The organism is Pseudomonas sp. P1.8 (assembly GCF_001269805.1).
Taxonomy (GTDB): domain Bacteria; phylum Pseudomonadota; class Gammaproteobacteria; order Pseudomonadales; family Pseudomonadaceae; genus Aquipseudomonas.
Genome location: NZ_LHVM01000009.1, coordinates 184,980 through 199,510, shown reverse-complemented (window position 1 = coordinate 199,510; position 14,531 = coordinate 184,980). Strand labels below are relative to the sequence as shown.

The 14,531-nt window shown below is 58.0% G+C and carries 11 protein-coding genes; 6 read left to right on the top strand and 5 right to left on the bottom strand.

Features of this window, described 5'->3' with window-relative positions; genetic code table 11:
* Positions 1-39: 39 nt before the first annotated feature.
* The gene (locus AD668_RS08435; protein ID WP_053156936.1) at positions 40-1,005 is read left to right on the top strand and encodes a bile acid:sodium symporter family protein; all 966 of its coding nucleotides are present in this window, start codon (positions 40-42) and stop codon (positions 1,003-1,005) included.
* A 119-nt stretch (positions 1,006-1,124) separates the two neighbouring features.
* On the top strand, positions 1,125-1,439 hold the full coding sequence (gene sugE, locus AD668_RS08430) for a quaternary ammonium compound efflux SMR transporter SugE (protein ID WP_027922462.1): 315 nt from the start codon (positions 1,125-1,127) through the stop codon (positions 1,437-1,439).
* Positions 1,440-1,535: 96 nt separating this feature from the next.
* Here the strand turns inward: sugE and AD668_RS08425 are convergent, their stop codons facing one another.
* Together AD668_RS08425 and AD668_RS08420 are read right to left on the bottom strand one after the other, a co-directional pair.
* Positions 1,536-3,410: an MFS transporter gene (locus AD668_RS08425; RefSeq protein ID WP_053156934.1), complete on the bottom strand. Its 1,875-nt coding sequence runs from the start codon at positions 3,408-3,410 to the stop codon at positions 1,536-1,538.
* 93 nt (positions 3,411-3,503) lie between these two features.
* The gene (locus AD668_RS08420) at positions 3,504-4,655 is read right to left on the bottom strand and encodes a TDT family transporter (RefSeq protein ID WP_053156930.1); all 1,152 of its coding nucleotides are present in this window, start codon (positions 4,653-4,655) and stop codon (positions 3,504-3,506) included.
* A 413-nt stretch (positions 4,656-5,068) separates the two neighbouring features.
* Between AD668_RS08420 and AD668_RS08415 the strand changes: the two genes are divergently transcribed.
* Positions 5,069-8,539 carry a PAS domain-containing hybrid sensor histidine kinase/response regulator gene (locus AD668_RS08415; RefSeq protein ID WP_053156926.1) on the top strand — a complete coding sequence of 1,157 codons (3,471 nt, stop codon included), beginning with the start codon at positions 5,069-5,071 and terminating at the stop codon, positions 8,537-8,539.
* A 72-nt stretch (positions 8,540-8,611) separates the two neighbouring features.
* Here AD668_RS08415 and rmuC read toward each other — a convergent pair whose 3' ends face one another.
* Both rmuC and AD668_RS08405 read right to left on the bottom strand, forming a co-directional pair.
* On the bottom strand, positions 8,612-9,976 hold the full coding sequence (gene rmuC, locus AD668_RS08410; protein WP_172681810.1) for a DNA recombination protein RmuC: 1,365 nt from the start codon (positions 9,974-9,976) through the stop codon (positions 8,612-8,614).
* A gap of 175 nt (positions 9,977-10,151) precedes the next feature.
* Entirely contained in the window at positions 10,152-10,475 is a 324-nt protein-coding gene (locus tag AD668_RS08405) for a hypothetical protein (RefSeq protein WP_082344436.1), read from the bottom strand.
* 975 nt (positions 10,476-11,450) lie between these two features.
* On the opposite strand from AD668_RS08405, the gene AD668_RS08395 reads away from it, so the two are divergent.
* The 3 genes from AD668_RS08395 to AD668_RS08385 all read left to right on the top strand — a co-directional run bounded on the left by AD668_RS08395 (position 11,451) and on the right by AD668_RS08385 (position 13,865).
* Positions 11,451-11,675: a hypothetical protein gene (locus tag AD668_RS08395; protein WP_007898912.1), complete on the top strand. Its 225-nt coding sequence runs from the start codon at positions 11,451-11,453 to the stop codon at positions 11,673-11,675.
* A gap of 273 nt (positions 11,676-11,948) precedes the next feature.
* A complete protein-coding gene (locus AD668_RS08390) occupies positions 11,949-12,431 on the top strand; it encodes a hypothetical protein (RefSeq protein WP_034146385.1) in 483 nt (160 codons plus the stop codon).
* Between the two features lie 147 nt (positions 12,432-12,578).
* Positions 12,579-13,865, top strand: a complete 1,287-nt coding sequence (locus AD668_RS08385) for an OmpP1/FadL family transporter (RefSeq protein WP_053156914.1) — start codon at positions 12,579-12,581, stop codon at positions 13,863-13,865.
* An 89-nt stretch (positions 13,866-13,954) separates the two neighbouring features.
* Here the strand turns inward: AD668_RS08385 and AD668_RS08380 are convergent, their stop codons facing one another.
* Positions 13,955-14,506, bottom strand: coding sequence for a glutathione peroxidase (locus AD668_RS08380; RefSeq protein ID WP_053156911.1), 552 nt, complete (start codon positions 14,504-14,506; stop codon positions 13,955-13,957).
* Positions 14,507-14,531 lie beyond the last annotated feature (25 nt).

The following is a 14,531-nucleotide window of genomic DNA, read 5'->3' as shown; positions in this document are numbered from 1 at the left end:
TTAGCTCCCTAACGCTTTCACTCTAATAAGGAACAAGCCATGCGCGCACTGGCTGCTTTAAGTCGTTTTGTCGGCAACACTTTCGCTTACTGGGTTCTGATTTTCGCCGTCGTGGCCTTCTTGCAACCGGCATGGTTCATCGGCCTCAAAGGCGCCATCGTGCCCTTGCTGGGGCTGGTGATGTTCGGCATGGGCCTGACCCTCAAACTCGAAGACTTCGCCGAAGTCGCCCGCCATCCATGGCGCGTGGCACTGGGCGTGGTTGCGCATTTCGTGATCATGCCCGGAGTAGCGTGGCTGCTCTGCCAGGCGTTTCATTTACCGCCGGAAATCGCTGTCGGTGTGATTCTGGTCGGCTGCTGCCCGAGCGGTACTTCTTCTAACGTAATGACCTGGCTAGCGCGCGGGGATCTGGCGCTGTCGGTGGCGATTGCCGCGGTCACTACACTCCTCGCTCCATTGCTGACACCCGCGCTGATCTGGCTGCTGGCTTCGGCCTGGTTGCCGGTGTCTTTCATGGAGCTGTTCTGGTCGATCCTGCAAGTGGTGTTGCTGCCGATCGTGTTGGGCGTGGTTGCCCAGCGCGTGCTCGGCGACAAGGTTCGTCATGCGGTGGACGTATTGCCGTTGGTGTCCGTGGTCAGCATCGTGATCATTGTTACCGCCGTGGTCGCCGCCAGCCAGGCGAAGATCGCTGAGTCCGGCCTGCTGATCATGGCCGTGGTCATGCTGCACAATAGCTTTGGCTATCTGCTGGGTTACTTCACTGGCCGTGTATTCAAGCTGCCATTGGCGCAGCGCAAATCCCTGGCACTGGAAGTCGGCATGCAGAACTCCGGATTGGGCGCCGCGTTGGCCAGCGCACACTTTTCACCACTGGCGGCGGTACCGAGCGCGCTGTTCAGCGTCTGGCACAATATTTCCGGGGCGTTACTCTCAACGTATTTCCGCCGCATGAGCGAAAAAGAAGATCGCGAAGTCGCTGCGCAGCAAGCGACTGACTGATTCGCGAACTTGATCCCCGGGTTAATGCTGGGCACTATATTGCGCAACGCGAGGACGACCTCGCGGCTCAATCGAGTCATTAATCTGGGGACGACCCCGTCAATCGATGGAGGTCTCTCTTGTCCTGGATCATTCTGTTTTTCGCCGGTCTGTTCGAAGTGGGCTGGGCCGTCGGCCTGAAATACACCGACGGCTTCAGCCGCCCGCTCCCCACTGCACTGACCGTGGCGGCCATGGCCATCAGCCTTGGCTTGCTGGGCCTGGCCATGAAGGAACTGCCGCTGGGCACGGCCTATGCGATCTGGACCGGGGTCGGCGCTGTCGGCACGGTGATCGCCGGGATCATTCTGTTTGGCGAGTCGATGGCGTTGTTTCGGTTGGCCAGTGTGGCGTTGATTATTGCCGGGTTGGTTGGGCTCAAGGTCAGCGCTTAGGCCACTGACGCTATCGCTGGCAGGCTAGCTCCCACATCGGAATGCATTCCCCTGTGGGAGCTAGCCTGCTAGCGATGAGGTCCGCACAGACACCTGTTATCTGACTGCCCCACGCAACTCACCGACCAATGCCTGCAACTTCGCCGGCTCTGCTGCATTAACCGCCACTGCCGGGCCTGCCACCAGCGTCACCCGTGACCACAATCGGCGAAACACCCCTTTGCCCGGATCACGACTGAAAAAACTCCCCCACAACCCCTGCAAGGCCAACGGAATCACCGGCACCGACGTCTCTTCGAGAATCCGCGTGAGACCGCCTTTGAACTCATTGATCTCGCCATCAGCCGTCAACTTGCCCTCAGGGAAGATGCACACCAGCTCCCCATCCTTCAGATAACGGGCAATACGCGTGAAGGCCTGTTCGTAGATCTGGATGTCTTCATGACGCCCGGCGATAGGAATCGTCCCCGCCGTGCGAAAGATGAAATTGAGCACCGGCAGATTGTAGATCTTGTAATACATCACAAAGCGAATAGGCCGACGCACCGCGCCGCCAATCAACAGCGCATCGACGAACGACACGTGGTTACACACCAATAACGCGGCACCTTCGTCCGGAATCAGATCCAGATTGCGATGCTCCACGCGGTACATGGAATGGCTCAGCAGCCAGATCATGAAACGCATGGTGAATTCGGGGACGATCTTGAATATGTAGGCGTTGACGCCGATGTTCAGTAACGACACCACCAGGAACAGCTGCGGGATCGACAGCTTGGCGATACTCAGCAAAACGATCGAAACAATCGCCGAGACCACCATGAACAGTGCATTGAGAATGTTGTTCGCGGCAATCACCCGCGCCCGCTCGTTCTCGGCGGTACGCGACTGGATCAACGCATACAACGGCACAATATAGAATCCACCGAACACACCCAGACCCAGGATGTCGAACAGCACCAGCCAGGTGTGGCCGAAGCCGAGAATCTCGATCCAGCCGTGCCCCGTTGCACTGTCCGGAATCCCACCGGAATGCCACCACAACAGCAAGCCAAAAACGGTCAGACCGAACGATCCGAAGGGCACCAATCCGATCTCGACTTTGCGCCCGGAAAGCTTCTCGCAAAGCATCGAGCCCATCGCAATGCCTACGGAGAACACGGTCAGAATCAGGGTGACCACGGTCTCGTCACCGAGCATCCACTCCTTGGCATACGCCGGGATCTGCGTCAGGTAAATCGCCCCGACAAACCAGAACCACGAGTTGCCGACAATTGAACGAGACACTGCCGGGGTTTGCCCCAGGCCCAGTTTCAGCGTGACCCAGGACTGGCTGAAAATATTCCAGTTCAGGCGCATTTCCGGCGTGGCGGCTGCGGCGCGGGGAATGCTGCGACTGGCCAGGTAACCGAGCACGGCGATACCAATGATTGCGGTGGAAACGATGGGGGCGTAATGCCCGGACGACATCATGATCCCGGCGCCGATGGTGCCGGCGAGGATCGCCAGGAATGTGCCCATTTCCACCAGGCCATTGCCACCGACCAATTCATCTTCGCGCAAGGCCTGAGGCAAGATCGAATACTTCACCGGCCCGAACAGTGCCGAGTGGGTGCCCATGGCGAACAGCGCCACCAGCATCAGCGACAGGTGATCAAACAGGAAGCCGACCGCTCCGACCGCCATGATGGCGATCTCACCGAGCTTGATCAGGCGGATCAACGCATCTTTGGCGAATTTTTCCCCGAACTGTCCGGCCAGGGCCGAAAACAGAAAAAACGGCAGAATAAACAGCAGTGCGCACAGGTTGACCCAGATCGAGCGATCACCCTCGATGGACAACTTGTACAAAATGGCCAGGATCAACGACTGCTTGAAGACGTTGTCGTTGAATGCCCCCAGGGACTGGGTAATGAAGAACGGCAGGAAGCGCCGGGTGCGCAGCAAGGTGAACTGTGAGGGGTGACTCATTCCATGTGTCTCTGATGTGGGTAAGAGTGGCCTGGATTCTTTACAGGATTATCAAACGTCGATCCAGGCCACACATTACCCAATCTTTGCGGCTTATTTCTTTAATCCGGCAATGCATGGCGATACAAACAACTCTCCGCGCCATGCGCCCAACACTGTTCGCTTGCCAACGATCAGCCACATGACCGCCAGTAACGTCACCAGTATGCAACCCGCAACACTGAAAAACGTCAGGTTCAAGGTGCTGGCCAGTTTCAATGTCGCCAGTGAGTAGACACCCAACGGGAAGGTGAACCCCCACCAGCCGAGGTTGAACGGAATCCCGTCGCGCAGATAACGCACGGTGATCAGCACCGCCATCAGCATCCACCACAAGCCGAAGCCCCACAGCGTAATCCCGGCCACCAGCCCCAACCCGGCAGCGACTTCCCCGACACCCGGCATCCCATTGGCCGCGAAAATCAGCGGCGCATCGCCTCCGAGCAACAACATACCCAACGCCCCGGTGCCGATAGGACCGAGCGCCAGCCAACTCGACGCTGCCATGTTTTCATGGGGCAATTTATGCAGGGCCATTCGCAGCAGAAGAATTGTCAGAATGCTGAACGCCACCGGCAGGGAAAATGCCCACAGCACGTAGCTGGTCACCAATACCACCAGTTGCGAATGTGCGTCGGCCAAATGCGGTGCCAGCAATCCACCGCTGGCCGCCGCCACTTCGGCCGCGACCACAGGAAGCAACCAGACTGCGGTCATCTGATCAATGCTGTGCTCCTGACGGGTGAACATCATGTAAGGAATAAGCACGCCGCAGGCCACAGACATCGCCACATCCAGCCACCACAACACCTCAGCCACGTGAATCACGCTATCGCCCCAGCGTGGCAATCCGAACACCAGGAAACCGTTGATGATGGTCGCCAACCCCATCGGGATCGTGCCGAAAAACATCGAAACCGTGGAGTGGCCGAAAATTCTCCGCGCCTCGTCAAAAAACAGTACCCAACGCGCCGCATAGACCGCGGTGAACACCAGGAACAATACGATGTTGAACAGCCAGAGTGCTTCGGCGATGGCGTGCAGGCCGGGCATCGCAACGGGCAGTTGCGCCAGCGCCAACGCCAGTACGCCGGTGCCCATGGTGGCGGCGAACCAGTTCGGGGTGAATTGGCGAATCACTTCGCGCGGGTGCTGCAAGTGGCTGAAAGGCTTTATTCCGGGCTTGATGCTATTGGCGCATGTCATGACGAACTCCTGTCCTCACGTGAGGTAGAGCCCATGTTAGATTCGAATAGAATATCTATATAACGGGTAATATCTCTATATGTTATCTGTTTTGTAGATATTCTCCCGAAACTCACTCCTACATACACAGGCTGAACGCAGGCGCAGCAGGCGTGCCACGCGATAACGGACAGCACAATCAGCGCTGCTGCGTAGCCGCTTTCGCGTACAGGCTCGCTGCCACATTGGATCGCGTTTAATGGTGGGAGAGAGCTCGCTCGCGATGAGGCCTGCCCAAACAGCGAAAATCTCCCTCATTTCAACCTGCGACACCCCGCCACGCCACGACCTTGGTCGACACTGACTAACCGGGGCGGCCGTGCGAGACTGTCAGTCCGGGCGGGAGGCCCGGAAGTCTTTTGCCGGGAGTTTCCATGTCGTTGTCCACCGGGCTGATCGCCGCCGTCGCCCTGGCCTATATGGCCATCATGTTCGCCATCGCCTTCTACGGCGACCGTCGCAGCGCGCCCTTGCCGCCGCGAGTGCGGGCGTGGGTGTACAGCCTGTCGCTGGCAGTCTATTGCACCAGCTGGACCTTTTTCGGCGCAGTGGGTCAGGCCGCCGAACAACTCTGGTCATTCCTGCCGATCTACCTCGGGCCGATCCTGCTGTTGCTCGGCGCGCCGTGGGTCCTGCAAAAAATGGTGATGATCAGCAAGCAGGAGAACATCACCTCCATCGCTGACTTCATCGCCGCCCGCTATGGCAAATCCCAGTCATTGGCGGTGGTGGTCGCGCTGATCTGCCTGGTCGGCGTGCTGCCTTACATCGCCCTGCAGCTCAAAGGCATCGTGCTCGGGGTGAATCTGCTGATCGGCGCCGGGGCCGACGCGATGGGAACCCGCGCCCAGGACACCGCGCTTATCGTGTCGCTGGTACTGGCGCTGTTCACCATCGTTTTCGGTACCCGCAACCTCGACGCCACGGAGCACCACCGCGGCATGGTGCTGGCGATTGCCTTCGAATCACTGGTCAAGCTGTTCGCCTTTCTCGCTGTCGGCGCGTTCGTCACCTACGGCCTCTACGACGGTTTCGACGATCTGTTCGACCAGGCGATGCTCGCGCCGCGCCTTGAAGAGTATTGGAAGGAAACCATCAACTGGCCGTCGATGGTGGTACAGACCGGCGTCGCGATGATGGCAATCATCTGCCTGCCACGGCAGTTCCATGTCACGGTCGTGGAGAACATCGACCCACAGGATCTGCGCCTGGCCAAATGGGTGTTCCCAGCCTACCTCGCACTGGCGGCATTGTTCGTTGTGCCTATCGCCCTCGCGGGTCAAATGATGCTGCCCAGCTCGGTGTTGCCGGATTCGTTTGTCATCAGCCTGCCGCTGGCCCAGGCGCATCCGGCACTGGCCTTGCTGGCGTTTATCGGTGGCGCTTCCGCCGCTACCGGCATGGTGATCGTGGCCAGCGTGGCGCTGTCGACCATGGTCTCCAATGACATGCTGCTGCCATGGCTGCTGCGGCGTAACAATGCCGAGCGACCATTCGAAGTGTTTCGCCAGTGGATGCTGTCGGTACGACGGGTCAGCATCGTAGTCATTTTGCTGCTGGCCTACGTCAGTTATCGGCTGCTGGGTTCTACCGCGAGCCTGGCGACCATCGGTCAGATCGCCTTCGCCGCCGTGACCCAATTGGCCCCGGCCATGCTCGGCGCCTTGTACTGGAAACAGGCCAACCGCCGTGGCGTATTTGCCGGCCTCGCTGCCGGTACGTTCCTGTGGTTCTACACTTTGGTTCTGCCAATTGCCGCCCACAGCCTTGGTCTGTCACTGAACACTTTCCCGGGCCTGGCATGGCTTCACTCAAATCCGATGAACCTGCCGATTACCCCGCTGACCCAAGGCGTAGTGCTGTCCCTGGCGGGCAACTTCACGCTGTTCGCCTGGGTCTCGGTATTGTCACGCACCCGGGTTTCCGAACACTGGCAGGCTGGGCGCTTCATCGGCCAGGAGATCAGCGCCCGCCCCAGCGCCCGCTCCCTGCTGTCGGTGCAAATCGATGATCTGTTACAACTGGCCGCACGTTTCGTTGGCGAGGAACGTGCTCGACAGAGCTTCATCCGCTTTGCCTATCGTCAGGGCAAAGGTTTCAATCCCAACCAGAATGCCGACGGTGAGTGGATCGCCCACACCGAACGCTTGCTGGCAGGCGTGCTCGGCGCATCTTCGACTCGCGCCGTCGTAAAAGCCGCCATCGAAGGTCGTGAAATGCAACTGGAGGACGTTGTAAGAATCGCCGACGAAGCCTCGGAGGTGCTGCAATTCAACCGCGCCCTGTTGCAAGGGGCGATCGAGAACATCACCCAGGGCATCAGCGTGGTCGATCAGTCTCTGAAACTGGTGGCCTGGAACCGTCGCTATCTGGAGTTATTCGACTATCCGGACGGTTTGATCAGCGTCGGCCGGCCGATTGCCGACATCATTCGCCACAACGCCGAGCGCGGACTGTGCGGCCCCGGCGAAGCGGAAGTGCATGTCGCCCGACGCCTGCACTGGATGCGCCAAGGTCGCGCGCACACGTCCGAGCGACTGTTCCCCAACGGTCGGGTGATCGAGCTGATCGGCAACCCGATGCCCGGTGGCGGCTTTGTCATGAGCTTCACTGACATCACCCCGTTCCGCGAGGCTGAGCAGGCACTGACCGAAGCCAACGAGAGCCTCGAGCAGCGAGTCACCGAGCGCACCCAGGAACTGTCGCAACTCAACGTCGCCCTGACCGAAGCCAAGGGCAATGCCGAGGCGGCGAACCAGTCTAAAACCCGTTTCCTTGCAGCAGTCAGCCATGACTTGATGCAACCGTTGAACGCAGCGCGGCTGTTCTCCGCTGCGCTCTCCCATCAGGACGACGGCCTGTCGCTCGACACGCAGAAACTGGTGGCGCATCTGGACAGCTCACTGCGTTCGGCCGAGGACTTGATCAGCGACCTGTTGGATATTTCCCGCCTGGAAAACGGCAAGATCAATCCGGACCGCAAGCCTTTTGTCCTCAACGAACTGTTTGACACCCTCGGAGCGGAGTTCAAGGCGCTGGCGCAGGAGCAAGGACTGATCTTCCGCGTTCGTGGCAGCGCACTGCGTGTCGACAGCGACATCAAACTGCTGCGACGGATTCTGCAGAACTTCCTGACCAATGCTTTCCGCTATGCCAAAGGCCCTGTATTACTGGGCGTACGTCGACATAAAGAAGCATTGTGCCTTGAAGTCTGGGACCGTGGCCCGGGCATTCCGGAAGATAAGCAGCAAGTGATTTTCGAAGAATTCAAGCGCCTCGACAGCCATCAGACCCGCGCTGAAAAAGGACTCGGCCTGGGCTTGGCAATTGCCGACGGACTGTGCCGGGTCCTCGGTCACACCCTGCGCGTGCGCTCCTGGCCGGGGCGCGGCAGCGTGTTCAGCGTGAGCGTGCCATTGGCCCGTGCACAAACGGCGATGCCGACCCAAGTCACCGAACTCAATGGCAAATTGCTGAACGGCGCTCAGGTGCTGTGTGTCGACAACGAAGACAGCATCCTGATCGGCATGAACAGTTTGCTCTCGCGCTGGGGCTGCCAGGTCTGGACCGCGCGCAACCGTGAGGAATGCTCAACGTTGCTTGATGAGGGCGTGCGTCCGCATCTGGCGCTGGTGGATTACCATCTGGATCACGGCGACACCGGGACCGAACTGATGGCCTGGTTACGCACCCGATTGGGCGAGCCGGTGCCAGGGGTGGTGATCAGCGCCGATGGGCGTCCGGAGACGGTGGCGCAGGTGCATGCGGCGGGGCTGGATTACCTGCCAAAACCGGTGAAGCCTGCGGCGTTGAGGGCGTTGTTGAGTCGGCATTTGCCGTTGTAACGATCGCAGCCTGCGGCAGCTCCTACATAGATCGGCACTGTAGGAGCTGCCGCAGGCTGCGATCTTTTGATTTTATTCTGGCAACTCGACCAAGCCATCCACATCCGTCATCGCCCGCTCCAGCAAGTCTGCCGGCAGGCTTTTGCTCGCACGGGCACCCAGCAACTTGAGCTGCTCACAGCGACTGACCAGATTGCCGCGGCCTTCTGTCAGTTTGTTGCGAGCCGAGCTGTAGGCCTTGTCCAATTGCTGCAAGCGATTGCCGACCTCATCCAGATCCTGAATGAACAGCACGAACTTGTCGTACAGCCATCCGGCTCGTTCAGCGATTTCCCGGGCATTCTGGCTCTGACGCTCCTGTTTCCACAGACTGTCGATCACCCGCAGGGTCGCCAACAACGTGGTTGGGCTGACAATCACGATATTGCGGTCAAACGCTTCCTGAAACAGCGTGGGCTCAGCCTGCAACGCGGCCGAAAACGCCGCTTCGATCGGCACGAACAGCAAAACGAAATCCAGACTGTGCAAGCCGTCGAGTCGCTTGTAATCCTTGCCGGCCAACCCCTTTACGTGATTACGCAACGACAGCACATGCTGCTTGATCGCAATCTGTCCTATGGCCTCGTCTTCGGCCGCGACGTATTGCTGGTAGGCGGTGAGACTGACTTTCGAGTCGACCACCACCTGCTTGTCGCCCGGCAGATAGATGATAACGTCTGGCTGGAATCGCTCGCCGTCCGGCCCCTTGAGATTGACCTGGGTCTGGTACTCGCGGCCTTTTTCCAGCCCGGCATGTTCCAGTACCCGCTCCAGGATCAGCTCACCCCAGTTGCCTTGGGTTTTCTGCCCTTTCAAGGCGCGAGTCAGGTTAGTCGCTTCGTCGCTCAAGCGCAGGTTCAGCTGCTGCAAGCGCTCAAGCTCCTTGGCCAGGGAGAAACGTTCACGGGCCTCTGCCTGATAGCTTTCTTCGACGCGTTTTTCGAAGGACTGGATGCGCTCCTTCAATGGATCGAGCAATTGCCCCAGGCGTTGCTGACTGGTTTCGGCAAAACGCTGCTCACGCTCATCGAAGATTTTCCCCGCCAATTCTGCGAACTGAGCACGCAGTTCGTCTCGCGAGCCTTGCAGGTCGTTGAGGCGTTGCTGATGGCTGTCCTGTTGTTCACGCAACTCGGCGCTCAGCGAAGCTGTCTGTGCATCCAGACGACGCAACTCGGCTTCTTTGCCGGCTCGCTCGATATTCCAGGCGTGGGCGGCGTCCCGAGCATCGTCTCGTTCTACCTGCAGTAATTCGACTTCCCGGCGCAAGGCGGCCAGGTCTGCCTGCTTGGCAGCATTGGCCTGAGTCAAATCACCGATTTCATCGCGACTCGATTCAAGTTGCGCGCTCAGTCCATCCTGGGCCAATTGCGACATGGCCAATCGCTCCTGCAGCAGTGTGACCTCTGCCTGCGCAGTACCGGCTCGTCGCTGAAGTTGCCAGGCCAATACCAGCAACGGCAGCGCAGCACCCGCCAAACCAAGCAATGCGCTGGTCAAGTCCATCGCCATAGTCACTCCTGCCATCCGGATAAAGCCTGAAGGTTAACCAAGGCATCAGGTCTTGGACAGCTCAGTCTTCAATCAGCCCCAGTTCCTGTTGAGCACGCCGATCGCCTGCCCGAGCGGCCTGACGCAGAAGGTCCTGGCCGATCCGGCGGTCCCGGGCATTTCCACATTCACGGCACATCAACTGGCCGAGGCGGCTTTGCGCGGCCACGACGCCTTCACGAGCCGGCTGCTTGAGCAAACGCCCGGCGATGTGTTTGACGTTAGTGTTTTCACCCAGCCGCGGGCTGTCCAAAAGCCACTCGGCTACCCGCATCGAGAAGCGTTTGGTAGGAGGACCAGAAGGAGGTGCGGAGGATGTGGAATCAGAGGTTGAACGAAACTTCATAAAGCACTGTGGGGTAGATCGGAAGGCGCGCAACTTTACTCTCTTTTTCTTACAGGTAAAGCTGAAAATAACCCGGCACGCCCGTGCTAGAGCAAGCGCTCGGGACAATCCACAGAAGCTGTGGATAACTCAGTGGACAACCACCCGTGAACTCCCGCAAAGCCCTGTGGAATGGGGCTTGCAGTCAAACTGACGATTTTTTCACCAGTAAAAAAAAGCGATGTTTTTCATTGACTTAAATTTTGGATACAGGCAGCCATGCTGCTTGAACGTGAGATGACAGCGCAGTGACAAACTGCGCAACTAATGTGCACAAGTGCCTTTGCGACGGTTATATCGATGCACTTTTTCGGCGCATTTTGACGCCAGACCTGGGGATAAATGGCTGTATCTGCGGATTCCCATGTTACAGCTTCGGTTACCGGCAGTCGGATTTCGTAGAGTTTCCGGGGGCCTTGACCGCTCGCTGGCAGGGTACAAAGGCCTGCCCTGGAGTCATCTGCGACTCTTTTTTGCTAACACACTTCCCTTCTCCGGTTCAATCCGTTAGTATCCGCGGCGTTAGTACCAAGCTGAAAGTCAATTCTGGTCGAACAAATCCCCCCGGTCAGCCTTCTCCATGGAAGCTTTCACCGAACAAGCGGGATCGGCCACCTCGATGGTTTCCAGGTATATCTTGCGCCAACACTGCCTTTGAATCGAAAGCAAAGGGTGTTGCCAAGCGCTATTACTCTGACCGAACCAACCTGCAAATTGATCAGGATCTTCACCCCGGGCCCAGAACCTTTGCCCTTGATGTGTTGCCTGCCCTCCTAAGTACCTACCTGCCGGCCCAAGCGCGCAAAAATTCATAGCGCTTCAAACTGGCTGCTTTGTTCCAGTCGGGTTCTTCGTTCGACCAATGGTGGTCGACGTTACTGGAACGTTTTAACGTTGCACGGTTCTTATCCGTGTCATTTGCAGGAACACCCAATAATGTCTACTCAAATCCATACACAGGATGCCATCCGCACCCTAACCAATGCTTTTGCACCAATGAACTGCCTGATCATGGCCGCTCGCAAAGGCTGCTTCAGTTTCACTCTGGTGAACGAACACGGCATCGCCCGCCACAGCGAGCGCCTGTACCCCGATCAATACTCCAGCGCCGAGCCGCTGCAGGCCGTAATCGAGCGTACCCGTCAGGCACTGGTTGCCTGATACCAGAACGCTGATAGCCAAAGGCCCCGCTAATAAAAAGCGGGGCTTTTTTATTGCCCGATATTTCCCATTGACAGGGTTCAGGCTAAGTACAAACCGGTATAACGATTATAACTGGCAGCCAGAAATATTTTAAAAACAGAACTTTACGGCGCGAATATGACACTACACTTCAACTCAAGCGGCTTGACCCGCTTGCGGCGATCCTGAGTAGATTCACTGCTGCCAAAGCCCCTTCAGGTTTCGCCGCCCATTTAAGGTTTCGAGGGTTTTATGGGTATCGCTGCCAGCGAACTGTGCCGTTATGTCATTCGTCCTACCCTGATCTACCTGGGACGTCATAGCGCTACTGCCGAATCCCTGCTGCTGGGCATCGCCGCCAGTCAGTCTGCCCTTGGATCCGCCCTGCATGACCGCCGTGGTCACGGCCTGTACCGAATCGCCGAGCCCCGCCACCAGGCTCTCTGGGATCACTACCTGGCGCTGGACCCGGAGCGCGCAAGCCTGGTCCGCGGGCTGGCCAGCCAACACGCCTTTCTGAGCGGCCCGCACCTCGAATTGACCGTCAACCTGCGTTACGCCACTGCCATCGCCTGGCTGCTGGTGGAAGAACAAAACACTCCCCTTCCCGAAGCTGATGACTTGTTGGGTATGGCCAGAATTTGGCGCCAGACATTTCATCCCCAGGGTCGTCTGCGTGATTTCACCTGCGCATGGCAAACCTGTGTTTCACCCCTGAATCAGGTCGCCTGCTGAAAAAATTTGTATCCAAAGATCGCGCAACGCGTCGGCATTTTGGTCGGATTGTCCTACAAAACCGCTCTAAATCAAGCATTACAGCCTATGGCGCTGGGACGAAAATGTTGGTAATTTTCGCCCCGGTGATCACCAGGAGTTCTAATAATGAAAAAAGTAATGCTCAAATCCACCATTAGCCTCGCCGTTGCCATGGCATCCACCCAGATCTTTGCGAGTGGCTTTGCCCTTAACGAGCAGAGCATCAGCGCAATGGGGACTGGTTTTGCAGGGCGCTCTTCATCTGCCGACGATGCAAGTACAGTATTTGGCAACCCTGCCGGTATGGCCCGCCTCAATGGCCAGCAAATCACTGGCGGTATTGCAGCGATCGACGCCTCGACCGACATCAGCGATACCAGCGGTCGCTCAACCGGGACCAACAAAGGCGACATGGTTCCGTTCACCGCAGTACCGATGGGTTTCTACACCAATAAACTCAACGATGAATGGGCTGTCGGCTTTGGTGTCTATGCTCCGTTCGGGCTGGTCACCGACTACGAAAGCGGCTTTCAGGGCCGTGCTTTCGGCAGCAAGAGCGAAGTCAAAGTCATCACTTTCCAGCCAACCGTCAGCTACGCGTTCAACGATAAAGTATCGATTGGTTTCGGCCCTACCATCAACCGGATCTCCGGCACCCTGGAATCGGACATTGCTCTCCCTGTCCGCGGGACTGGCGACAACAATATCCAGATCAAGGGCGACGATACGGCCTGGGGCTTCAACGCCGGTATCCTGGTGCAAGCCACCGACACCACGCGCCTCGGTCTGACCTATCACTCGAAAGTGAAGTACGAGCTCGATGGCCACACCGAAGTGACGGCCGGCACCAACGTGCCACCACAGTTACTCAGAAGCAACCGTTACGATGCCTCGCTGAAGATCGATACACCTGAGTCCTGGGACCTTTCCATGACTCAAGATATCAATGAGGCCTGGAAGCTCTATGCCGGTGCCACCTGGACTCGCTGGAGCCGCCTGAAAGACATCACGGTCAACAACGAAGGTGTAACCGCCGCTGGCGGTGGTGCCCTCGCCCCACAAATCGTGGGTTCCATCAAGGAAGACCAGAACTGGCATGACACCTGGGCCTACGCCGTGGGTACTTCCTACCAGTTGAACAAGCAGTGGGTACTGCGTACCGGTCTGACCTTTGACCAGTCGCCCACCAACAACACTGATCGCTCGCCACGCATTCCTACTGGCGACCGGACGATCTTCAGCATCGGTGCGGGCTTCAGCCCAACCGACGACTGGACCATTGATGTGGCTTACTCCTACCTTCAGGAAGAAGATGTCACTGTCAAACGCTCCAACGCTTTGGGTCAGTCCTACAACGCGAAGTACGAAAACAGTGCAAACGGTTTTGGTGTCGGTGCGACCTACCGCTTCTGATGATTGCCGGCGAGCCTGAACCGCTCGCCGACAGCATCAAAAAAGCCCCGCTCTCTTGTAAAGAGGCGGGGCTTTTTAGTGGGCGTTTATCAAGGTTTCGACGCCAGGGCTTTCTCCACCGCCGCGATGAACTCGGGATCATCCGGCTTGGTCAGGCTGGAGAAGCTGGCGATAACCTTACCCTGGCGATCGACCACGTACTTATAGAAATTCCACTTCGGCGCACTGCTCTGTTCGGCAAGCACTTTGAACAGGTGCGTCGCCTCGTCGCCACGAACCTTCTGCGGCTCGGTCATGGTGAAGGTCACGCCGTAATTCACGTAGCAGACCTTGGCGGTTTCGGCTCCATCCCCGGATTCCTGCTTGAAATCATTGGACGGCACGCCGATCACTTCCAGGCCTTGATCCTTGAAACGCTGATTCAGTGCCTCCAGGCTTTTGAATTGCGGAGCAAAGCCACAGAAGCTCGCGGTATTGACCACCACCAGCGGCTTGCCGGCGAAGCGCTCGCACAGGTCGATCGTTTCCTTGGCCCGCAGCTTCGGTAACGAGCCTTGCAACAGATCCGGACATCCTGCCGCTTGAGCCCACCCGGTAAACGCGATCAGTAACGCGGGAACTGCCAGCCAGCGTATCGGCATATCGGGATATCCTTGAAAAGTCGTC

Excerpts from the sequence above, each read along its gene's own strand:
- AD668_RS08385 (WP_053156914.1), top strand. The coding sequence starts at position 12,579 with ATGAAAAAAGTAATGCTCAAATCCACCATTAGCCTCGCCGTTGCCATG.
- AD668_RS08395 (WP_007898912.1), top strand. The coding sequence starts at position 11,451 with ATGTCTACTCAAATCCATACACAGGATGCCATCCGCACCCTAACCAAT.
- AD668_RS08435 (WP_053156936.1), top strand. The coding sequence starts at position 40 with ATGCGCGCACTGGCTGCTTTAAGTCGTTTTGTCGGCAACACTTTCGCT.
- AD668_RS08405 (WP_082344436.1), bottom strand. The coding sequence starts at position 10,475 with ATGAAGTTTCGTTCAACCTCTGATTCCACATCCTCCGCACCTCCTTCT.
- AD668_RS08425 (WP_053156934.1), bottom strand. The coding sequence starts at position 3,410 with ATGAGTCACCCCTCACAGTTCACCTTGCTGCGCACCCGGCGCTTCCTG.
- AD668_RS08390 (WP_034146385.1), top strand. The coding sequence starts at position 11,949 with ATGGGTATCGCTGCCAGCGAACTGTGCCGTTATGTCATTCGTCCTACC.
- AD668_RS08415 (WP_053156926.1), top strand. The coding sequence starts at position 5,069 with ATGTCGTTGTCCACCGGGCTGATCGCCGCCGTCGCCCTGGCCTATATG.
- AD668_RS08420 (WP_053156930.1), bottom strand. The coding sequence starts at position 4,655 with ATGACATGCGCCAATAGCATCAAGCCCGGAATAAAGCCTTTCAGCCAC.
- AD668_RS08380 (WP_053156911.1), bottom strand. The coding sequence starts at position 14,506 with ATGCCGATACGCTGGCTGGCAGTTCCCGCGTTACTGATCGCGTTTACC.